Here is a 22,576-nt window from a genome sequence, read left to right as displayed (position 1 = left end):
CTATCTGTAGTAAATCAAGGCAAGTAAAATAATCATAACCGCCGTAGCGATTAAGACACCTACAGCGATGCCCAGCTTTCGGCCATCCTTGCTGCCTCTCTGATACGAATCGTAGTGAAAATCATTAGCTTTCATGAGTTGGGTATTTTAAAGTTGGTAACGCAAATCTTCACCTTAAAATTGTGACTCAGCCCGCTTTTAAAGAAACTTTAGGAAAGCTTTATGATTATTAACAATAATTAGCCCTTTTTCTAACTTTTTAAAATTGTTTGGGCGTAAAAATCCCATAAAACAACCCCGGCACTTACGGCAATGTTTAAGGAATGCTTAGTCCCTGATTGCGGAATTTCAATGACATAATCAGACATGTTGACCACCTCTTGCGCCACGCCTTTTACCTCATTACCAAAAATAATAGCGTAGCGCTCATCATCTGCTATCTTAAAATCATTCAACATGACTGCCTGTTCTGCCTGCTCGATTGAAATAATGGTATAACCTTCTTTTTTAAGTTGATTTACCGCATCTAAAGTCGAACTATAATAGTGCCAGGCAACAGATTCGGTAGCGCCCAGAGCGGTTTTGGTGATATCCTTATGCGGCGGCTGTGCACAAATTCCACATAAATAGATTGCTTCTATTAAAAAAGCATCTGCGGTTCTAAAAACCGAACCAATATTATTGAGACTGCGTATATTATCAAGCACCACTACTACCAGACTTTTGCTTGACGACTTAAACTCGTCTACCGTTTTGCGATCGAGTTCGCTGTTTTTTAACTTTCGATTCATCCTGCAAAAATAACCAATGCCGCTTAGATCTTTCGTAAAGTTTTCCGCGAAAAACAGAATCTACATCAGGTTTACTATTGTTGAAAAAAAACAATAACTCCCGGGATTAAAACACCCTGAGGAAGCGTTGATTTTTTAATTTTAGCCAGTTCGGTAATTTGCAAAAAACGCAGTTTTTTATGGCTAAAAAAGGAAAAAGCAAGGGGGTAACACCGCTTATGAAACAATACAACGGGATAAAACACAAATATCCCGATGCCTTGCTTTTGTTTAGAGTGGGTGATTTTTATGAGACTTTTGGAGAAGATGCTGTAAAAGCTGCCGGAATTCTGGGCATTATACTTACCAACAGAAATAACGGCAGCGAGCGCACCGAACTGGCAGGTTTTCCGCACCATTCGCTCAACACCTACCTGCCCAAACTGGTAAAAGCAGGTTGCCGGGTGGCGATTTGCGATCAGCTCGAAGACCCTAAAGCAACCAAAACGATCGTAAAGCGTGGCGTTACCGAGCTGGTAACACCGGGAGTTGCGCTCAATGACGAGGTACTTCAGGCCAAAAGCAATAACTTTTTAGGAGCGCTGCATTACGGCAAAAGACTATTGGGTCTTTCATTTCTTGATGTTTCAACCGGCGAATTTTTAACCACTCAGGGTGATGTGGCCTACATCGATAAGCTGCTTCAAAATTTCAGCCCCAGCGAATTACTCATCAGTAAAAAACATAAAAAAGATTTTAAAGAGGATTTTGGCTCAGATTACCACTTATTTTTTCAGGAGGACTGGGTTTTTCAAACCGATTTTGCCTACGAAAGCCTCAACAAACATTTCAATACCAAATCGCTAAAAGGTTTTGGCATTGAGCATCTGGAGGAAGGTATTATCGCCGCGGGAGCCGCTCTGCATTACCTCAGCGAAACCCAGCATCATAAACTACAGCATATTGCACGCATAAGCCGTATTGCTGAAGATGCCTACATCTGGATGGATCGCTTTACCATCAGAAATCTCGAATTATACCAGGGTACTTCAGCCAAAGCCATCACCCTGCTTGATGTTATTGACAAGACCATCTCTCCTATGGGTTCTCGCTTACTCAAACGCTGGCTCGCCCTTCCACTTAAGTCGATACCCGCCATTGAAGAGCGTCTGGAGGTGGTAGAATATATGCTGAAACATCCTGATTTTTATGACAAGCTTTCCCAGCACATCAAAAAAATTGGCGATGTAGAGCGGCTTATTTCCAAAGTGGCTACAGCAAAAGTGACCCCTCGTGAAGTTATTCAGCTTAAGAACTCGCTGGAAGCGATGGTTCCCATTAAAGCCCTGGCTTCACAATCTGAGAATGAGGCTTTACAAACGCTGGCTAACAAAATAAACAACCTCGAACATCTGCGTTCCAAAATAAAAGAAACCCTGAACGAAGAAGCACCGGTAAGCGTTTTAAAAGGAGACACGATCGCCCCGGGATTTCACGAAGAACTTGATGAATTACGCGGTCTTGCCACCAGCGGTAAAGATTATTTGGATCAAATGCTGCAACGGGAAACCGAACGCACCGGGATTACTTCCTTAAAAATTGCTTCAAACAACGTATTTGGCTATTATATCGAAGTGCGCAACACCCACAAAGATAAAGTCCCTCAGGAATGGATTCGCAAGCAGACTTTAGTGAATGCAGAGCGCTATATTACCGAAGAGCTTAAAGAATACGAAGCTAAAATTTTAGGGGCTGAAGAGCGTATTTTGGGTATTGAACAGCAACTTTTTGGCCAGCTTGTTTCATGGATTACACAATTTATTGAACCCGTACAAACCAATGCCAATACCATCGCAAGACTGGACTGCCTGAGATCTTATGCCTGCCTCGCAAAAGAAAATAACTACGTTAGGCCCGAAATTGACGAATCTTTTGATCTGGAAATCAAAGAAGGCCGGCATCCGGTTATCGAAAAACAGCTGCCTCTGGGAGAACCTTATATAGCCAACGACACCTTTTTAGACCGAAAAGAACAACAGATGATTATGATTACCGGACCAAACATGTCTGGTAAATCCGCCATCCTGAGACAAACGGCACTCATCGTGCTTTTAGCTCAAATGGGAAGCTTTGTGCCTGTACAAGCTGCACGAATAGGAATTGTAGACCGCATTTTTACCCGCGTGGGGGCCAGTGATAATATTTCGATGGGTGAGTCTACCTTTATGGTTGAAATGAATGAGACAGCTAGTATTCTAAATAACCTTTCAGAACGCAGTCTGGTTTTACTGGATGAGATAGGTAGGGGCACGAGTACCTATGACGGCATTTCGATCGCATGGGCGATTAGCGAATACCTGCACGAGCATCCCGGCAGACCAAAGACCTTATTTGCGACGCATTATCACGAGCTCAATGATATGAGTAAGACTTTTGAACGCATCAAAAATTTTAATGTTTCGGTAAAAGAACTCAAAGACAATGTGCTGTTTCTGCGAAAACTGGTTCCAGGCGGTAGCGCACACAGCTTTGGAATACACGTGGCCAAAATGGCCGGTATGCCTCAACAGGTATTGCACCGAGCCAATAAAATGCTTGTGCAACTCGAAAATTCAACACGCAAGGAAGATCAAAAATCAGCTTTAGCCAAAGCAACCGAAGACGAAATGCAGCTGAGCTTTTTCAATCTGGATGACCCGCTATTGGAGGAAATTAAAGACGAAATACTTCATACTGACATAGATACACTCACTCCCGTTGAAGCCCTAATGAAGCTCAATGAAATCAAACGTATGCTGGTGCGCAGCTCAAAAAACAAGGTTTCTTAATCAATTTTATTTTTTTAGGAATTTTACTTTGCAGATTAAAGAAATCTTGTAAATTTGCATCCGCATTAGACGTTAGGTCTGGCACATATGCGAAAGTAGCTCAGGGGTAGAGCATCACCTTGCCAAGGTGAGGGTCGCGGGTTCAAATCCCGTCTTTCGCTCCAGTAGAAACTCCATTTGACATGGAGTTTTTTTTTAAAAGCCCGGCTCGGGTGGTGGAATTGGTAGACACGTTGGACTTAAAATCCAATGAACATTAGTTCGTACGGGTTCAAGTCCCGTCCCGAGTACTTAAACCCTCACTATCTTTTGATTTTGAGGGTTTTTTATTTTTAACGTATTTAATGTTTATAAAATTGATCAATCTGTAAAAATTTATAGCTACTTGTAATTTTTGGCTTTTGTATATTTGTAAAAAATTAATGCTAAAAACTGAGAAAAATTAATTTAAAGCCCGGACAGCCCCTACCAAACTCCGGATTTAGAATTGCCCCGTTGAATCACCGGCATTTTAGAACTTTAATAAAGTCTCTTTTATACTAAATCCCTGAACCCCTATGTTTTTTTCAAACCTCTTTAAAAGAAATGACACCTTAGATAAGAATATGGAGCGTCATATCCTATTTGCGCCCAATTATCTTATCACCACAGAAGAGATTAGTAAGGCTAAACGCTATATTTTCGGAGGACACTCTATATTGGTTATTGAAGAAACACCAGAAGGTAAAGGACTTTACTTTGAACGCAGCCGCACTTCCAAATCCAATAAATTTACTCCTGAAAATGATAATCAAATCCACATCGGGTTTCAATCGATCAGAGATCAGCACTATATCATTTTCGGCTTACGCCAAAAACTTACAGCACTAAATTCTGGCGACCAGATTACCTTCCATTTTAAAAATGATCAGGAACTAAGCCTTAAACTTGAGACGCCAGCTGAAAATTTTGGGAGATCAAAAAAATATGCGTGCAATCTACGTGCACAAATCACTGAGGAAGAAGCCGAACTATTTAAGAAAGATTTAGTGCACAGCTACAGTGCAAAAGCCAGCGACGGTAAAGAAGTAGGTAAGGCAGAATTAGACAAGGACTTCAGCCGAAAGCTGAGAGAACTTTCTCAGACCTACGCGTTCTGCCTGAGACACTACTATTAATTACTCCTTTAGGCTTAAATTTAAGGGTATTTTAAACACGAATTGAGTAACTTCAGCAGCAAAAATTATTTTATGCTGAAACGTATTACTCTAGTCGCTTTTGCGACCCTGCTTTCTTTGGGTTGTAAAACACAACAAAAAGCCACCGCATCAGCCGATGCTGCAAAGGCTAAAACCAAAGATTCCAAGTTCAAATTGTATAATGAGGTGATTACCAAAGAAGCAGTCTCTGACTCCGGACTCTTTACCACCCATCGTGTAGATGAGAAATTATACTTCGAGATTCCCGACTCGCTACTTAATAAAGATATGTTGCTCGTGAGCCGTATTGCTAAAGTACCTTCAGAATACGGCGGTGGTTATGTGAATGCCGGTTCTAAAGTAAATGAGCAGGTTATTCGCTGGGAACGCAGAGGAAATAAAGTTGATGTAAAAGTCATCAGTTTTGAAAATGAAAGCGATACCGAAAGCCCCATTACCAAATCGGTATTGGCTAACAACTTCTACCCCATTTTATTTAGCGCAGACATCAAAACCTTTTCCAAAGATTCTTCGGCCGTAGTAGACATCACCGATTTCTTCAGTAAAGATATCAGTGCAATTAACCCGGTATCTTCCCGAAGCCGCAAGCAATACGGCATCAAAAGACTCGACAGCGACCGTTCGTATATCGAATCGGCAAATGCCTATCCTATGAATATCGAGGTTAAACATGTAATGACCTATGAGGCCGAAGATCCACCATCACGCGATCAGGCCGGGACTTTGACCTTCCTGATGAATCAGTCTATGATTCTACTTCCCGATGATAAAATGCAACCGCGACTGGCAGACCCACGTGTAGGCTGGTTTACGCTTAGAAAATACGATTACGATTCAGACGAACTCAAATCTGACGATTACCGAATCCTGAAACGCTGGAGACTGGTGCCAAAAGATATAGAAGCCTATAAGCGCGGCGAACTCGTTGAACCCGTAAAACCTATTGTGTATTATCTGGATCCCGCAACTCCAATGAAGTGGCGCCCGTATTTTAAGCAGGGTATTGAAGACTGGAATAAAGCCTTTGAAGGCGCCGGTTTTAAGAATGCCATCATTGCCAAAGATCCGCCAACTGCTGAAGAAGACCCTGAGTTCAGTCCGGAAGATGTGCGCTACTCGGTTATACGCTATGTAGCCAGCACCACACGGAACGCCGTAGGACCTTCTGTTGCAGACCCGCGAACAGGTGAAATTCTGGAAAGTGATGTAATCTGGTACCACAACCACCTGCGCTCCTATCGTAACCGTTTTATGATTGAAGCCGGCGCTCAAAATCCCGATGCCCGCACGCTCAACACTCCCGAAGAGGAAATTGGCGAAATGATGCGTATGGTCATCGCTCACGAAGTAGGTCATGCCATTGGCCTTCCGCACAATATGAAGGCCAGCTCGGCCTATCCTACCGATTCGTTGCGCGTGGCTTCGTTTACCCAAAAGTACGGCCTCACGCCTTCTATAATGGATTATGCCCGGGTTAACTACGTGGCGCAACCCGGTGATGACGGGGTTCGCTACATCCGCATGATGGGACCTTACGATATGTATGCCGTAAACTGGGGATACCGCTACTTACCCGAAGCTGATTCTCCTGAAGCAGAGAAGGAAACTCTGGACCAATGGATCCTGGACAAGGCAGACAACCCCTGGTATCAGTTTGGCAGTTCAGACGGCGTTGACCCACGCTCCCAAACCGAGAGTTTAGGTGACGACAACATCAAAGCCAGCGAATACGGTCTGGCTAATCTCAAAAAAGTAGTGCCTAATCTGATTGACTGGACGACTAAAGACGGTTATGACTATGACAGTCTCGATGAAGTCTATGGCGAACTTACCGGTTTATGGCGTGGGTATATTTACCACGTCATTACCAATGTGGGCGGTTACTACGAGACCATCAAAACGGCAGATCAGGATGGAGCGGTTTACGAGCCGGTGCCTAAAGAAATTCAGGAGCGGGCCGTGCGTTTTTTAAATGATCACGCCTTTACAACTCCGGATTGGTTATTAAATGAAACGCTTTTAAACCGAATTGAATCAACCGGTGCCATCGAGCGAATAGAAAGCCTTCAATCGCGGGCACTGAATGGTCTTTTGAGCACAAGCCGCCTAAACCGTATGGCTGAAAATACCGAAAACAACGGTGCTGCTGCTTACACTCCGCTGGAGTTGATGACCGATTTACGTACAGGAATTTTCAGCGAGTTGTATCGAGGTCAAAAAACCGATGCCTACCGACGAAACCTGCAACGCAGTTTTATTGATATCGCTTCAGACTATATCAATAAAGAAAAAGCTAATGATGATGAAATCCTGAAATCAGACGTAAGTGCCTTGATGCGTGGCACGCTTTCGCGACTGCGAAATGATTTAAGAAATCGCAAAAACGCGACTTCAGACGGGATGACCCGCCTGCATTATGAAGATTTAATCGCCCGTATCGATCTGGCTTTTGAAAATAATTAGAAGCACACTCTTATAGTTCGACCGGTAACGCGCTGCAGCTTTTGCAGCGCGTTATTTTTTTAACAGAAATACTCTTAAAGCTGCTGTTAATTCCCCTTAAAACGGGTTAAATCCTGTTAATCATGATTTTAGCTGAAGCAAACAGACGTAACTTGATGAAAAGTTCGAGGAAATCGGGCAAGAAAATTTAAAAATATTAAGCTATGAGTTATTCAGAAGAAATGGGCAAAAAGCTCAATGAGTTATTAGAAAAGAATTATGATGCAGAAGCCGGTTATAAAAAAGCGGCCGAAAAAGTAAAAAACGCGGCGCTTAAATCCTACCTCCTGAGCCGTGCACAGGATCGTTACGATTTTGGACACGAACTAAAAGCAGAATTAAAAGGCTTTGGACAGGAACCCGATAAAGGTACCAGCCTTGCCGGTGACGCTCACCGTTTATGGATGGATCTTAAAACCGCACTTTCTTCAGATAAGGATGAAGCTGTGCTGGAAGAAGCCATTAGAGGCGAAAAAGCAGCTTTAGAAGAATACAACGAGATCATTGAAGATACCGATTTACCAACTTCTACTGCTACCATTTTGGCTACCCAACGCAACAGCGTAAAAACAGCGCTAAATGAAGCTAAAGCCTTAGAAGTAACAGCATAGGCCGGGTATCTGGGATTTATTTTCCCAATTGATGTTAAAGCTTGCGCTATAACGTTAAAGCCTCTTAATTAATTTGGAATCAGACACTTAATCCCTTACATTAAATATGAACGTTAACGAAACGCGTTTACTACTAACCAAAAATGTTTCGATAATTTAAAAGAAGAGTGAAGATGAAGTATACAGAGAAAATTTCGAATAAATTAAATGAATTACTAACCAAGAATTACGATGCAGAAGCCGGATATAAGTTGGCTTCAGAAAACGTAAAGAATAATACTTTAAAAGAATATTTCAATGCGAGAGCCAAAGAACGTTATGATTTTGGCCATCAGCTGAAAAATGAAATTAAGGTATATGGCGAAAGCCCCGATAAGGGAACCAGCTTAGCCGGCGATGCGCACCGAGTATGGATGAATGTAAAGTCAACCTTATCTAGTGATAGTGAAGAAGCTATTTTAGAAGAAACTATCAGAGGTGAGAAAATGGCGATCGAAGAATATAATAACATTCTTGAAGAGCCAAACTTACCGCCAACGACTGAATCCATTTTAAAAGTGCAGCGCGATCACATCAAGAGTGCATTAGAAGAAGTAAAAGCATTTGAGATTATGGCGTAAAAGCCCCAATATTTGAATTAGCCGGCGATTAATTCGCCAGAAAAACAGCTCTGACAGTTTTGTCAGGGCTGTTTTTTTGTTTCGTCTAAATCCGTTGATAACTGCTGAGAAGATTTCTTTATAAAGCGAAGGCATTTCTATAATTTTAAACGTTTAGCAGTTTTCGCTTTCGCGAAAAGATTTCATTCCCGAAACATCGGGGCAACTCAAACACAATCAGCGATGTACCTCATATTTGATACTGAAACCACCGGCTTACCCAAAGACTGGAATGCGCCCATCACCGATTCTGACAACTGGCCCCGCGCCATACAGATCGCGTGGCAACTGCACGACGAGATGGGTAAGTGTATCGAGCATCAGGATTACTTAATTCGTCCTGATGGTTTTGACATTCCCTTTGATGCCGAGCGTATACACGGTATTTCTACCGAACTCGCCCAGCGCGACGGTTTGCCTTTAGGAGAAGTTCTGGGGAAATTTAAAACAGCCTTAGAGAAAACCAAATTTGTTGTAGGTCAGAATGTGGGTTTTGACGTGAATATTATGGGCGCCGAATTTCATCGGCTTGACGTGGCTAACCAGCTGCAGGAATTGCCGGTTCTCGATACCTGTACCGAAACCACCGCACAACTTTGCCAGATTCCCGGAGGGCGTGGCGGGCGTTTTAAACTCCCTACCCTAACCGAACTGCACGAGTACCTGTTTAACCAGCCTTTTGCTGAGGCGCACAACGCCACCGCAGACGTTGAGGCAACCACGCGTTGCTTCTTTGAACTGGTGCGCCGTCGCATTTTCACCCAGGAGCAACTCGACGTTCCTGCTGGATACTTTGAGAAGTTTGACAGGGAGAATCCACAGCCTATAGAATTCATCGGGCTGAAGCACATCAACCTTAAAAAAGCTTCAAAAGAAATACGCAAAACCCTGCAAAAAGCAGATCAGGCCGATATTTCAAGGGAAGAAATTAAGGAAAACAAGGAGCAGTTGGCCAAGGTAGATTTTGTACACCTGCACAACCATTCCCAGTTTTCTATCCTTCAGTCTACCTCCAGCGTTCACGATCTGGTGGCAGCGGCCAAAAGTCAAAAAATGCCTGCAGTTGCCCTGAGCGATATGGGCAATATGATGGGGGCTTTCCACTTTGTGAAAGCACTAAGTACCCATAACAAGGCTGCCGCAGCAAAAAACAAACAACTGGAAGAAGCGGGTGAAACACCCACCGAAACCATCATCAAACCCATTGTAGGGATTGAGCTTAACGTGTGTGAAGACCACACCAATAAGAGTCAAAAAGACAACGGCTATCAGATTGTGTTTTTGGCCAAAAACAAAAAAGGCTATCACAATCTGGCCAAAATGGCCTCTATCGCTTACACAGACGGGTTTTACTACGTGCCGCGTATAGACCGAAAAATTGTAGAGCGCTATAAAGAAGACCTCATCGTGCTTACCGGTAACCTCTATGGGGAAGTACCGGGCAAGGTGCTGAATGTGGGCGAAAAACAAGCTGAAGAAGCGCTACTTTGGTGGAAGGAAACTTTTGGCGACGACCTCTACATCGAGGTGATGCGCCATGGGCAGGAAGATGAAGACCGGGTAAATCTTACTTTGGTGGAATTTTCCAAAAAACATAATGTCAAACTGGTTGCTACAAACAACACCTTTTACATCAGCAAGGAAGACGCCGCAGCGCACGATATCTTGCTTTGTGTAAAGGATGGTGAAAAGGTGGCAACACCAAAAGGTCGCGGTCGGGGTTATCGTTTTGGACTTGATAATGAAGAGTACTACTTCAAATCGGCAGACGAGATGAAGGCCCTGTTTACCGATTTGCCCGAAGCCATCAGCAATGTTTCGGAAGTGGTTGATAAGATTGAAGCCTTTGAACTGGCACGAGATGTACTCTTACCCGCCTTTAAGATTCCCGAAGAATTTCAGTTTGAAGAAGATAAACTGGATGGCGGCAAGCGCGGGGAAAACAAATACTTGGCGCACATTACCTATGAAGGTGCTAAAAAACGCTACAAAGAAATCACCCCCGAAATCAAGGAGCGCCTCGACTTTGAGCTGAGTGTTATCGAAAACACGGGTTACCCGGGATATTTCCTTATTGTGGAAGACTTTATTCGCGAGGCACGTAATATGGATGTTTCGGTAGGTCCCGGCCGGGGTTCGGCTGCCGGTTCTGCAGTCGCCTACTGTCTGGGGATTACAAACATTGACCCGATCAAGTACGACCTGCTGTTTGAGCGTTTCCTCAATCCGGACCGGGTGAGTATGCCCGATATTGATATCGATTTTGATGATGAGGGCCGCAGCCGGGTTATGGATTATGTAATCAATAAATACGGGGCCAATCAGGTGGCGCAGATCATCACCTACGGTACTATGGCGGCCAAGTCGTCTATTCGCGATACCGCGCGGGTACTCGATCTGCCACTGGGCGATGCAGACCGTATCGCCAAGCTGATCCCCAATATGTCTAAGCTGGCGAAAATATTCGGGCAAAGCGAGGCTGATCTCAAGAAGAAATTCCGTTCAGACGATCTGGTAAAGGTTAACGAACTGCTCAATCTTGCCGAAGGTGATGACCTGGAGGGACAAACCCTGCGCCAGGCGCGCCAATTGGAAGGTTCGGTGCGTAACACGGGGATTCACGCCTGCGGGGTGATCATCACACCCGATGATATTACCAATTTCGTTCCCGTCTCCACCGCAAAAGATTCCGATCTCTACGTCACCCAGTTTGACAACTCGGTCGTGGAAGAAGCAGGACTTCTAAAGATGGACTTCCTGGGTCTAAAGACCCTTACGCTGATTAAAGACACCGTAAAATTGGTGAAGCACAAGCACGGCATCGACCTCGATCCCGATAACTTTCCGCTTGATGATCAAAAAACCTACGAACTCTTTCAACGCGGGGATACCGTAGGGATATTCCAATATGAATCGCCCGGAATGCAGAAACACATGCAGGCCTTAAAGCCTACGGTGTTTGAAGATCTTATTGCGATGAACGCGCTGTACCGCCCGGGACCTATGGAATACATCCCCAGCTTTATCGCGCGGAAACACGGGGAAGAAGAGATTCAGTACGACCTGCCCGCGATGCAGGAATACCTGGAAGAAACCTATGGGATCACGGTGTATCAGGAGCAGGTGATGCTTCTGTCCCAGAGTCTGGCAGGCTTCAGTAAGGGTGATGCCGACGTGTTGCGGAAGGCGATGGGTAAAAAGATTTTTGCCCTGCTTGAAAAATTAAAACCCCAGTTTCTCGACGGTGGGGAGAAAAACGGGCATCCGCGTGAAATACTCGAGAAAATCTGGAAAGACTGGGAAGCTTTTGCAGCCTACGCCTTTAACAAGTCGCACTCTACCTGCTACGCGTGGATTGCCTACCAGACCGCCTATTGCAAGGCGCACTACCCTGCCGAATATATGGCGGCGGTACTGTCAAACAATATGAACGACATCAAGCAGGTCACCTTCTTTATGGAAGAGTGTAAGCGTATGGGGCTCGAGGTTTTGGGCCCTGATGTCAACGAATCCTTTAGAAAATTTACCGTAAACGACCGCGGTGCCATCCGTTTTGGGATGGGAGCCGTTAAAGGTGTGGGCGGTAATGCCGTACAAACCATTGTTGAAAACCGGAAAGACGGTCCGTATCGCTCGGTATTTGACCTTGCGAAACGCATCGATCTGCGGGCAGCCAATAAAAAAGCCTTTGAAAGCCTCGCGCTTGCCGGGGGCTTTGACAGCTTTACCGCGACCCACCGTGCCCAGTATTTTAAAGATGAGGGCGACGGCATCACCTTCCTGGAGAAAGCGGTAAAATACGGAGCCAAGTTTCAGGAAAATGAAAACTCGGCGCAAGTAAGTCTTTTTGGCGAAGCCAGCGAAGTGCAGATCCCCGAGCCCCTGGTACCGCCCTGCGAAGAATGGGGCACGATGGAAAAATTGCGCCGCGAGAAAGAAGTGGTGGGTATCTACATTTCGGGGCACCCGCTCGATGATTTTAAACTGGAAATGGAAAACTTTTGCAACGGCAAAATCAGTGATTTTAACAATCTGGAGCAGCACCTCAACCGCGAACTCACCATTGGCGGGGTGATTAGCGACGTGCAGCACCGGGTTTCCAAAAACGGAAAAGGCTGGGCTGCCTTTACGGTAGAAGATTTTGACGAGTCTTTTGAGTTTAGAATGTTTGGCGAGGAGTACCTCAAGTTCAGGCATTTTCTAATCCCCAACTCCTTTGTGCATATGCGCGTGTTTGTACGCGAGGGATGGACGAACCGTGATACCGGCAAAAAAGGCGATCCCCGTTTGCAGTTCAACAACTTTATGCAGCTGCAGGACGTGATGGAGACGTTTAGTAAAAAACTCACGATCAACCTCGATTTAAAGGAAGTGCAAAGCGCCCGTATAGACCAGCTAAGAGAAACCCTGTTTAACCACCGCGGCGATCATAATTTGCATTTTTATGTGTTTGAAAGTGACGAAAAAATCGCCTTGCAAATGCCCAGCCGAAAGAAAAAAGTTAAAATAAGCAGCGCCCTGTTGCACGAGCTAAATGCGCAACGCTTTAGTTTTAAATTGAATTAACTGTAAAGAGATAATTTGGGCGTTCCCCCGCATGAGGCGGGGGCGGGCTATTAGCTGCAATCTGTCCCGATCCCGATAATTATCGGGACAGGACAGGATTTACGCTGCTATCCCTAACGCAGGAATATTAATGATATCTTTCGGGAGTTTTGGAGAGCTTCTGCTCAAGAAATTAAACTATCAAATTCTGTAATGCTAAACTTCTATTATTCTGATACGATTAGAGATTTTCTAAAGAAGTCAACTCAAACAATTGTAGGCGAAATCGCAACTAATAGTAGAACCGGCCATATTACAACCGAATTGTTTGCTTGGGAAGGACAAATCGAAATTTTAAAGAATGTTCTTTTTAAGTATGATGGAAGTCTATTCTTCGAATTCTCGATTCCGCGGATGGGAAAAAGGGTTGACTGCCTGCTTATTATAGAAAATTTAGTCTTCATCATTGAGTTTAAAGTTGGGGAAAAGAATTATTTAAAACATGACATAGAACAAGTTTGGGATTATGCTTTAGACCTGAAAAATTTTCACAAACCAAGTCACGATAGTATTTTAATTCCAGTTCTAGTTGCCACAAAAGCTAAAGACTCATTTGTTGAGATTTTATCAACCAGCCACAACGACAATTTGGTTAAGCCATTAAAATGCAATGCAGAAAATTTAGCTCACTGCATCGCTTCGGCCTTTAACTTCTTTCGAGATAATGAACACATAAATTCAGAGAGATTTATTACTGGTAGCTACTCGCCTACTCCTACAATTATTGAAGCCGCTGTTTCTATGTACAATAATCACAATGTTGAGGAAATTACGCGGAGTGATGCCGGTGCGACTAATCTAAAGGTTACAACAAGTTATATTTCTAAAACCATTGATTACGCTAAGTCTAATAACAAAAAAGTGATTTGTTTTGTTACCGGGGTCCCTGGCGCTGGGAAAACACTCGTTGGGTTAAAAGTAGCCGCAGAACATCTCGATAGAAAAAAAGGTAATTCTAGCGTGTTTCTATCTGGAAATAAACCTCTCGTAGACATTCTTCAAGAAGCGCTCACTAGAGATAAAGTGGTTCAAGAGAAATTAAAAGGGAATAGAATTACAAAAAAAGCAGCAAAAGAAAGTGTAAAGGCTTTCATTCAGATCATACATCATTACCGAGATGAATACTTAAGAGATAAAAAAGCTCCTTACGATCACATTGCCATTTTTGATGAAGCTCAACGCGCTTGGACACGTGAGCAGACTGTTAAGTTCATGCGCGAAAAGAAAAACCAGCCTAACTTTCAGTTTTCAGAGCCTGAGTTTTTAATATCGTGTTTAAATAGGCATAAGGATTGGGCTGTTATAATTTGTCTAGTTGGAGGAGGTCAAGAAATAAATACTGGTGAAGCAGGTATTCAAGAATGGATTGAAGCTATTGATAATGAATTCCCTGATTGGGAAACTCGAATTTCTGCCAATTTGTACGCAAAAGAATACGACGCAATTAAAGCTATAGAAAAACTGAAGCTGAAAAGTAGGGTCGTCTTTAATGAGAGCCTACATCTTTCCGTTTCCATGCGTTCCTTTCGAGCAGAATACGTATCGAAATTGGTTAAGGAAATACTTGATGTAGATAAAAATGCAAATAATACACTGAGATTATTAAATGACAAATACCCGATTGTAATTACTCGTGATATCGAAACCGCAAAAAACTGGCTTAAAGAAAAAGCACGGGGATCAGAACGCTATGGCATTGTGGTTTCCTCTCAAGCATATCGACTGAAACCTCTAGCAATGGACGTTCGGTCTCCAATCAATCACGTGAATTGGTTCTTAAATGGAAAAGATGATATTAGATCCTCTTACTTCCTGGAAGATGTTGCTACTGAATTTCAGGTTCAAGGTTTGGAACTAGACTGGGCTTGTGTGACTTGGGATGGAGATTTGAGGTACTCTGAAGAAGGTTGGCAATCCTATTCCTTCAAGGGGAATAAATGGCAAAATATACATAAAGAGGATCGTAAAAAGTATTTACTCAATGCCTACCGAGTATTGCTAACGCGCGCTCGTCAAGGGATGGTCATCGTTATTCCAGAAGGAAATAGCGACGACCATACTCGAAACCCTAAGTTTTATAATCCAACTTTCGAATATCTTAAAAGTATTGGACTTAAAGTTTTGTAGACATTTTTCTTCTATCTATACTCTCAAGAACTAAATTCAGATTAACCACAGTATCATAAACCCGCGTGAGGGATTGTAGTGAAAAGCCCACAGTCCCGTCCCGATAGTTATCGGGATCGGGACGAGGACTTGAAACGGAAAGCCCGACCCCGCCTTTTGCGGGGTCACGCCCAAAAACAAACAAAACCCCCAACTCCCCCTCCTTCTTTACCCAAAGGTTACCAAAACTTTATCCCAAGCGGCTCTTACGCCCCGACGTAACGATTATTTAGCAAACCCATAATCCTGTATAAACCGGGAAATGGGGAGCTCCACGCTATTTTCACGTCTTAAACCAATCAAGACATGAAAAAAAGAATACTTTCCGCTTTAGTCGTGGCGGCACTGGCATTTACAGGCTGTGAAAATGACGACGACACCATACAACCGGTGGTAGATACCACGGTTAATTTTACCTACCTCGCTTCTGTAGATTTGGGTGGCGAGGCCGCTGCCGAAATCAGTGCCTACGACCCGCAAACCCAACGTTTGTTTGTAACCAACTCCGAGAAAAGCGGCGTTTCGGTGGTTGATCTTTCAGACCCTGCAAATCCGTTACATCTTGAAGCTTCCTTTTTGGCCGTAGGTACGGTAAACAGCGTAGCCGTAAAAGACGGCAAACTGGCCATCGCCATTGAAAATACGGTAAAACAAAACAACGGGAAAATTGCCGTGTACAACACCGCAGACCTCAGCCTGGATGCCGAATATACCGTGGGCGCCCTGCCCGATATGGTGACCTTTACGCCAGACGGCAACTACATTCTGGTAGCCAATGAAGGCGAACCCAACGATGATTATACGGTAGATCCGGAAGGTTCGGTAAGCGTGATTGACCTGGCGACAGGAACGGTGCGTAATGCCGGCTTTAGTGCATTTAGCGCTCAACAAGCCAGTCTGGAAGCAGAAGGCTTGCGCATTTTTGGCCCCGGCGCGTCTTTTACGCAGGATATAGAACCTGAATACATCGCAGTCTCAGACGACTCGGCTACCGCCTGGATTACGCTTCAGGAAAACAACGGCATAGCCAAACTCGATATCGCCACGGCAAGCATTACAGACATTTATCCGTTAGGCTTTAAAGACTTTTCGCAAAGCGGAAACATGCTTGACGCCAGCAATCGCGATGATGTTGACGAACTCAAAAACTGGCCGGTGTTCGGGATTTATATGCCCGATGCGATTTCGCATTTTACCGCAAAAGGAATGAGCTATCTGATCACGGCTAACGAGGGCGACTCCCGTGATTACGACGGGTATAGCGAAGAAGAGCGTATTAAAGACATTAGCCTTGATCCTACTGCCTTTGCTGCTTTTGATATTGCGATGCTACTGGAAGATGAAAATCTGGGTCGTTTAAAAATCACCACTGCAAACGGAGATACCGATAATGATGGAGATTTTGATGTTTTATACAGCTACGGTGCGCGCTCGTTCTCGATCTGGGATACTAACGGAACTTTGGTTTACGACAGCGGCGATGACATCGCCCGTAAAAATCTGGAGTTTGCACCTCAATACTTTAACCTGGACAACGAAGACAACGCGACCAATCTTCAGGACGGTGAAAAAGACGGAAGAAGCGACGACAAGGGTGCAGAGCCTGAATCAACTGCAATATTGGATATAGCCGGCGAGCGCCAGATTGCAATCATTGGCCTGGAGCGGGTAAGCGCCCTGATGGTGTATGATGTGACCAACCCGGCTGCACCGGTGTTCCTGCAATGGCTGCAACGCAACACCGATGTGGCTCCGGAAGGCCTGATCACCGTTTCACGAGAGGACAGTCCTAACGGCAAAGACCTCATCATCGCCGCACATGAAGCTTCCGGAACGGTTAGCATTTATCAGAATAATTAACCTGCTTATTTGAATTTGCCCCAGAAACCACCCATTTCGGGTGGTTTTTTTATGCTTTATTTGGCAGTTAAGCATATCACAACAAAGCGGTTACAGCTGTTGGGCTTTAGTAATTTCGGTAGGATAAAGCTGTAAATTATGCAAACTACAATTGAAAAATCGGCCGGAATGGGAGCCGTTTTGCTTGACGGGGTAACCACCTTTCGCGTTTGGGCGCCCAACGCCGATAAAGTCTACGTTACCGGGGATTTTAATAACTGGCAGGAAACTGATTTTGCCCTCGAAGCCGAAGAAAATGGCTACTGGGCAGGTGCCTCTGCAGATGCGCAGGAAGGTGATGAATACAAATACATCATTCACAATGGGGAGCAAAAGCTGTTTCGCAACGATCCCTATGCGTTTGAAATGACAAACAGTAACGGTAACAGCATCATCAGAAGTCTCGGTTTTGACTGGGATGATGAGGCTTTTGAAATCGCCGACTGGAATAAACTCGTGATCTACGAACTGCACGTGGGCACCTTTAACCGCAAAGACCCGGATCGTGTGGGAACCTTTGAGGATGTAATTGAAAAATTGCCGTATCTACAAGAACTAGGCATCAACTGTATTGAATTGTTACCGGTGGCGGAATTTGCAGGGGGTATTTCGTGGGGTTATAATCCCGCGCAGCCCTTTGCTGTTGAAACAGACTATGGAGGTCCCGATGGTTTTGCGAAGCTGGTTAACGAAGCGCACCAACATGGTATCGCCGTGATTATGGATGTGGTGTACAACCATTTTGGCCCCAGCGATGTGGATTTGTGGCAGTTTGACGGCTGGAGCGCTAACGAAAAGGGTGGTATTTACTTTTACAACGACCACCGCAGCACAACACCCTGGGGAGACACGCGCCCAGATTACGGCAGACCCGAAGTACGCCAGTATTTGCGCGATAACGCCCTGATGTGGATCGAAAAATACCATTGCGACGGCCTGCGCATGGATGCCACCTCCTACATTCGCTATGAAGGCGGCGGTCTGGGGGCAGATACCGCAATTGATGAAGGCAACCAGATGATGCGCGATATCAATCAGGAACTACAAGCCAAATATCCAAAAGTGCTCACCATTGCCGAGGATTTAAAGGGCGACGAGTTTGTCACCAACGGTATCGCCTACGGCGGAATAGGCTACGGCGCGCAGTGGGATATGCATTTTGTACACCCGGTTCGGGAAGTTTTACAGAACACCAGTGATGACGGGCGTGATCTTCAAAAGATTGTAGATGCGCTGGAGCACACCTATAGCGGAAACGTATTTAAGCGGGTGGTATATACCGAATCGCACGACGAGGTGGCCAACGGAAAAGCCCGCGTGCCTGAGGAAATTCAGCCGGGGGATGCGGAGAGCGAATTTGCGAAACGCCGTGCGATTTTGGGCATGGTACTTACGCTGACGGCACCGGGAATTCCGATGCTGTTTCAGGGGCAGGAGTTTATTGAAGACGAGTATTTTCAGGATACCGAAGCGCTGGATTGGGACAAACACGACAGGCATCAGGGCATTGCACAATTGCTAGGCGATATCATCAGACTCAGAACCGGAGCGCTGGAAGGTGCAAACGGACTTAACGGGCAACACCTGCAAATCATCCATTTTAATACGGAAACCAAAGTACTGGCCTATAAACGCGGCGGGGCTGAAGAAGAACAGGTGCTGGTAATTTTGAATTTTAGGAATCAGGATTATACCGACTATGGAATAGGCATTGATGCTAATAAAAACTGGAAACTACGTATCAACGCAGACTGGAAAGGTTATGACGAAGCCCTTTCAGATCTGGAGGTACGGGATCTGGTTAAAGAGGAACGCGAGACAGACGGCAAGCCTTTTACGGGAGTATTTAACATACCGAGTTATGGTGCCCTGATTTATACGGTATCTGAAACGGAAGGCTAATGCCCGCGTGAGGGATGGCAGCGGCATCCTTTTTTACGGCAATTACAAGATGCTTAAATTAAGCAAACGGATTCCTTTGTTGCCGTAAAAAAGATATAGCGTACAGCCCGACCCCGCCTTTTGCGGGGACACGCCCAAAGCCGCCCGATAAAGCCTTTAAAATCAATTAAAGTGATAAACGGATAGCCAAATCTGATTTGGCTTTTGTAAGCTTTGGAAAAATAAATGACTAATTTTGTGTTTTAATCCACTAAAATAACGAAAAATGGCACTAGAAATAACAGACGCAAATTTTGAAGAAGCGGTATTGCAATCAGACAAGCCGGTATTGGTTGACTTTTGGGCAGCCTGGTGTGGTCCCTGCAGAATGGTAGGACCCGTAATTGAAGAAATAAGCAAAGAATACGAAGGCAAGGCGGTTGTAGGTAAGCTTGATGTAGATGCCAATCAGGAATTTGCAGCGAAATACGGCGTGCGTAACATCCCAACGGTATTGATGTTTAAAGGTGGTGAAGTTGTAGGCCGCCAGGTAGGTGTTGCTCCTAAAAATGTATATACAGAAGCTATAGACGGTTTACTATAATCCGCAAAGCATTTGAAAAAGATAAAGAAGGTTTGACCGCAGGGTCAGGCCTTTTTTATTGGGTTTTGGTGGTAATTTTATTCCGCCGGGAGCGGAATGTTTTTACAAGCTTTTCCCAAACATATTCTGTATACTTGTTGGGGGGCTGAAAAAATGTTCCGAAATTTACTGGGTTAGTAAAATTGCTGCCTGGCGCATCTTAAAAGCCGGAAAGCCGAAGCCCAAACAGCTTTAATTAGAAAATAAAAAAGAACAATGGAAACCAAAAAAGGAAAACCACAAGATATTATTGATGCTAAATTGCTTGAAGAGCGCAAAGTCTTTTTATGGGGACAGGTTGACGACAAGAGTGCCAAGCACGTTGTAGACCGCCTGCTGTACCTGGATGCAATTAGCAATGACGAAATTCAGTTTTACATCAACAGTCCGGGAGGTTATGTGACTTCGGGATTTTCGATTTACGATACAATCAAGTCTATTAAGAGTCCGGTTTCTACCATTTGTACCGGTCTTGCTGCCAGTATGGGTAGTATTTTATTGAGTGTGGGCGAAAAAGGACGTCGTTTTATACAGCCTCACGCCCGTGTGATGATTCACCAGCCTAGCGGTGGTGCACGCGGCCAGGCGAGTGATATCGAAATTACCGCTCAGGAAATTTTAAAGACCAAAGAACTGAGTGCAAAAATTCTTGCCGAAAACTGCGGTCAGGATTATGACAAAGTGATGAAAGACTTTAACCGCGACCACTGGATGGGTGCTGAGGAGTCTGTAGCATACGGTATCGTAGACGGAATACTTTAATCAGTAGACAGCGGGCAGTAGCAGTCTGCAGTAGCAGTGGGCGGACTTTGAAACACGAAATTCCTTCAGTTACTGATTAAACGTTAATTGTTAATTGGAGGCTATCGAACTGGAAACAGAAGACCAGTAAGCAGCAGGCAGTAGCAGTGGGCAGTTTGAATATACAAAGTGTGATTAAAATTACTGCCGACTGAGACTGTGAACTGAAAACTGAAAACCGGTCACTGAGTGCCGCGACCCAACGAGCGGTGTTCCAAAGGGAACGGCTTGAAATACGAAGTACGAAATTAAAAATACAATGTGTGCACGTTTTGCTGCTGACTGAGACTGAAAACTGTGAACTGAAAACCGGTCACTGAGTGCCGCGACCCAAAGAGCGGTGTATCGAAGGGACGGTTTGAAATACGAAGTACGAAATTAAAAATTTCATTTGTGCACGTTTCACTGCCGACTGAGACTGTGAACTGAAAACTGAAAACCGAACTCTAAACTTAAAAAGTGATAGACCTACAGGCGCATTTAAACAGTATTGCCGGTTTTAACAATCTGGAGCTGCTCGCAGGTCAGGTTGTTGAGGGGTTTATCAGTGGGATGCACAAGAGTCCGTTTCACGGGTTTTCGGCTGAGTTTGCAGAGCATAAGGTCTACAACAGCGGCGAAAGCACCAAACATATAGACTGGAAGCTCTATGCCCGCACCGATAAGCTGTATACCAAACGCTATGAGGAGGAGACCAACCTGCGTTGTCATCTGATTTTGGATAACAGCAGCAGCATGCACTACCCGGCGCTAAAGCAGGCGGACCTTAACAAGCCCAATAAGATTGCTTTTGCGGTACTCGCGTCGGCTGCGATTATGCAGTTGATGAAAAAACAGCGGGATGCGGTAGGCCTGAGTATCTACGCTGAACATTTTGAGTATTACGCTCCGGAAAAAGGCAGCGAGCGGCATCATCATATGCTGCTTGATCAGCTCAATGGAGTATTGAAAAATGCCAACAAATCGATTAAGACCGATACTTACGCCAATCTGCATTTTATTGCCGAAAAGCTGAAACGGCGCTCGCTGGTATTCTTATTCAGTGATCTGTTTCAAAATGAAGTGCAGCAGGAGAAAACTTTTGAAGCGCTTCAGCATTTAAAATATAACAAGCACGAAGTCGTACTCTTTCACACCTACGACAGCGCTACCGAATTAAATTTTGATTTTGATAATGCGCCCAAGCGTTTTGAAGATGTGGAGACCGGCAAACGCATTGATGTGTTTTCAGACACCGTAAAAGAAAGCTATAAGGATGCGGTCACCGCTTATTTTGAGGCGGTTAAACTGCGCTGTGCCCAATACCGCATCAGTTATGTTCCAGCAGATATACAGCGCGGCTTCGCTCCAATTTTGAGCAGCTTTCTGGTGGAGCGCAGACAGTTTTTATAGTATTTAAAAAAACTTTTAAAATTTGTTTGTGTACTTTAAAAATGGGTGTATATTTGCACCCGCAAGAAAGGAAATGACAAGCGTTTCACTTTTGCAAAAGTTCTTAAAATATTGGTCTGGTAGTTCAGTTGGTTAGAATACATGCCTGTCACGCATGGGGTCGCGGGTTCGAGTCCCGTCCAGACCGCAAAAGCTCCTCAAGAAATTGAGGAGCTTTTTTCGTTTATAGCGTTTTCATTCTAAAATATCAGGAACGAGAAGTTTACAAGATTAGTCTCTGATTGATGTTTAATGCTGCTTAAGCCTCTTACACATAGAATTGAACGAGGAACATTGGCCACCAAATTCGTTTTTTAAAACGCTTTAAAATTCCGACTACAAACGTTTAGCCGTTTTTAATAATGTTTGAAATGTTTTAATGCAAAATGGGCTCGCTACAATTAAGCCTCGATACGAGTTTATAGATAAAATCAGTTCGTCATTGAATAGTATTTGAAGTCCAATACTATTAATTGGCATAGCCATTTTAGGACGGTTTTAGACAGGTATTAGGAGCGCATCGTGATGCTACTATAGTTAATTAGAGCTGCCAGGCTTCTCAGATAAGACCCAATGGCTCC

Annotated in this window: 14 protein-coding genes and 3 tRNA genes; 15 read left to right on the top strand and 2 right to left on the bottom strand. The window is 44.4% G+C overall.

Going from position 1 to position 22,576, the window contains the following annotated elements:
- Nucleotides 1-135, bottom strand: coding sequence for a hypothetical protein (locus CJ305_RS19735; protein ID WP_262490570.1), 135 nt, complete (start codon nt 133-135; stop codon nt 1-3).
- Nucleotides 136-251: 116 nt separating this feature from the next.
- Complete coding sequence (locus CJ305_RS08240) at nt 252-791, bottom strand: TrmH family RNA methyltransferase (RefSeq protein ID WP_099645782.1); 540 nt, start codon at nt 789-791, stop codon at nt 252-254.
- A gap of 179 nt (nt 792-970) precedes the next feature.
- Here CJ305_RS08240 and mutS point away from each other — a divergent pair, with 179 nt between their 5' ends.
- From mutS to CJ305_RS08165, 15 genes are all read left to right on the top strand, one after another.
- Nucleotides 971-3,598, top strand: a complete 2,628-nt coding sequence (gene mutS / locus CJ305_RS08235; RefSeq protein ID WP_099645781.1) for a DNA mismatch repair protein MutS — start codon at nt 971-973, stop codon at nt 3,596-3,598.
- An 89-nt stretch (nt 3,599-3,687) separates the two neighbouring features.
- Nucleotides 3,688-3,762: transfer RNA gene (locus tag CJ305_RS08230), tRNA-Gly, on the top strand.
- 42 nt (nt 3,763-3,804) lie between these two features.
- Nucleotides 3,805-3,888, top strand: a tRNA-Leu gene (locus CJ305_RS08225).
- A gap of 267 nt (nt 3,889-4,155) precedes the next feature.
- A complete protein-coding gene (locus tag CJ305_RS08220) occupies nt 4,156-4,755 on the top strand; it encodes a hypothetical protein (protein WP_099645780.1) in 600 nt (199 codons plus the stop codon).
- 72 nt (nt 4,756-4,827) lie between these two features.
- Complete coding sequence (locus CJ305_RS08215; protein WP_099645779.1) at nt 4,828-7,260, top strand: zinc-dependent metalloprotease; 2,433 nt, start codon at nt 4,828-4,830, stop codon at nt 7,258-7,260.
- A gap of 203 nt (nt 7,261-7,463) precedes the next feature.
- A complete protein-coding gene (locus tag CJ305_RS08210; protein ID WP_099645778.1) occupies nt 7,464-7,910 on the top strand; it encodes a ferritin-like domain-containing protein in 447 nt (148 codons plus the stop codon).
- 173 nt (nt 7,911-8,083) lie between these two features.
- Entirely contained in the window at nt 8,084-8,530 is a 447-nt protein-coding gene (locus CJ305_RS08205; protein ID WP_099645777.1) for a ferritin-like domain-containing protein, read from the top strand.
- Between the two features lie 222 nt (nt 8,531-8,752).
- Nucleotides 8,753-13,135: a DNA polymerase III subunit alpha gene (gene dnaE, locus CJ305_RS08200; protein ID WP_099645776.1), complete on the top strand. Its 4,383-nt coding sequence runs from the start codon at nt 8,753-8,755 to the stop codon at nt 13,133-13,135.
- A 192-nt stretch (nt 13,136-13,327) separates the two neighbouring features.
- Nucleotides 13,328-15,301 (top strand): DUF2075 domain-containing protein, encoded by a 1,974-nt coding sequence (locus CJ305_RS08195; RefSeq protein ID WP_099645775.1) that lies wholly within the window; start codon nt 13,328-13,330, stop codon nt 15,299-15,301.
- 345 nt (nt 15,302-15,646) lie between these two features.
- Nucleotides 15,647-17,200 (top strand): choice-of-anchor I family protein, encoded by a 1,554-nt coding sequence (locus CJ305_RS08190; protein WP_099645774.1) that lies wholly within the window; start codon nt 15,647-15,649, stop codon nt 17,198-17,200.
- 138 nt (nt 17,201-17,338) lie between these two features.
- Entirely contained in the window at nt 17,339-19,141 is a 1,803-nt protein-coding gene (locus CJ305_RS08185) for an alpha-amylase family glycosyl hydrolase (RefSeq protein WP_099645773.1), read from the top strand.
- A 265-nt stretch (nt 19,142-19,406) separates the two neighbouring features.
- The gene (gene trxA, locus CJ305_RS08180; RefSeq protein WP_099645772.1) at nt 19,407-19,724 is read left to right on the top strand and encodes a thioredoxin; all 318 of its coding nucleotides are present in this window, start codon (nt 19,407-19,409) and stop codon (nt 19,722-19,724) included.
- Between the two features lie 255 nt (nt 19,725-19,979).
- Complete coding sequence (locus CJ305_RS08175) at nt 19,980-20,525, top strand: ClpP family protease (protein WP_099645771.1); 546 nt, start codon at nt 19,980-19,982, stop codon at nt 20,523-20,525.
- Between the two features lie 501 nt (nt 20,526-21,026).
- Complete coding sequence (locus tag CJ305_RS08170) at nt 21,027-21,956, top strand: DUF58 domain-containing protein (RefSeq protein ID WP_099645902.1); 930 nt, start codon at nt 21,027-21,029, stop codon at nt 21,954-21,956.
- 113 nt (nt 21,957-22,069) lie between these two features.
- Nucleotides 22,070-22,143 (top strand) — tRNA-Asp (locus CJ305_RS08165).
- Nucleotides 22,144-22,576: the final 433 nt, after the last annotated feature.

It is taken from the genome of Leeuwenhoekiella nanhaiensis (assembly GCF_002744755.1).
Lineage (GTDB): Bacteria > Bacteroidota > Bacteroidia > Flavobacteriales > Flavobacteriaceae > Leeuwenhoekiella > Leeuwenhoekiella nanhaiensis.
Note: the sequence above shows the minus strand (reverse complement) of the source record. Positions and strands in the feature narration are given on the sequence as shown.

Excerpts from the sequence above, each read along its gene's own strand:
- CJ305_RS19735 (WP_262490570.1), bottom strand. The coding sequence starts at position 135 with ATGAAAGCTAATGATTTTCACTACGATTCGTATCAGAGAGGCAGCAAG.
- CJ305_RS08190 (WP_099645774.1), top strand. The coding sequence starts at position 15,647 with ATGAAAAAAAGAATACTTTCCGCTTTAGTCGTGGCGGCACTGGCATTT.
- CJ305_RS08220 (WP_099645780.1), top strand. The coding sequence starts at position 4,156 with ATGTTTTTTTCAAACCTCTTTAAAAGAAATGACACCTTAGATAAGAAT.
- CJ305_RS08185 (WP_099645773.1), top strand. The coding sequence starts at position 17,339 with ATGCAAACTACAATTGAAAAATCGGCCGGAATGGGAGCCGTTTTGCTT.
- CJ305_RS08195 (WP_099645775.1), top strand. The coding sequence starts at position 13,328 with ATGCTAAACTTCTATTATTCTGATACGATTAGAGATTTTCTAAAGAAG.
- trxA (WP_099645772.1), top strand. The coding sequence starts at position 19,407 with ATGGCACTAGAAATAACAGACGCAAATTTTGAAGAAGCGGTATTGCAA.
- CJ305_RS08175 (WP_099645771.1), top strand. The coding sequence starts at position 19,980 with ATGGAAACCAAAAAAGGAAAACCACAAGATATTATTGATGCTAAATTG.
- mutS (WP_099645781.1), top strand. The coding sequence starts at position 971 with ATGGCTAAAAAAGGAAAAAGCAAGGGGGTAACACCGCTTATGAAACAA.
- CJ305_RS08240 (WP_099645782.1), bottom strand. The coding sequence starts at position 791 with ATGAATCGAAAGTTAAAAAACAGCGAACTCGATCGCAAAACGGTAGAC.
- CJ305_RS08215 (WP_099645779.1), top strand. The coding sequence starts at position 4,828 with ATGCTGAAACGTATTACTCTAGTCGCTTTTGCGACCCTGCTTTCTTTG.
- dnaE (WP_099645776.1), top strand. The coding sequence starts at position 8,753 with ATGTACCTCATATTTGATACTGAAACCACCGGCTTACCCAAAGACTGG.
- CJ305_RS08205 (WP_099645777.1), top strand. The coding sequence starts at position 8,084 with ATGAAGTATACAGAGAAAATTTCGAATAAATTAAATGAATTACTAACC.
- CJ305_RS08210 (WP_099645778.1), top strand. The coding sequence starts at position 7,464 with ATGAGTTATTCAGAAGAAATGGGCAAAAAGCTCAATGAGTTATTAGAA.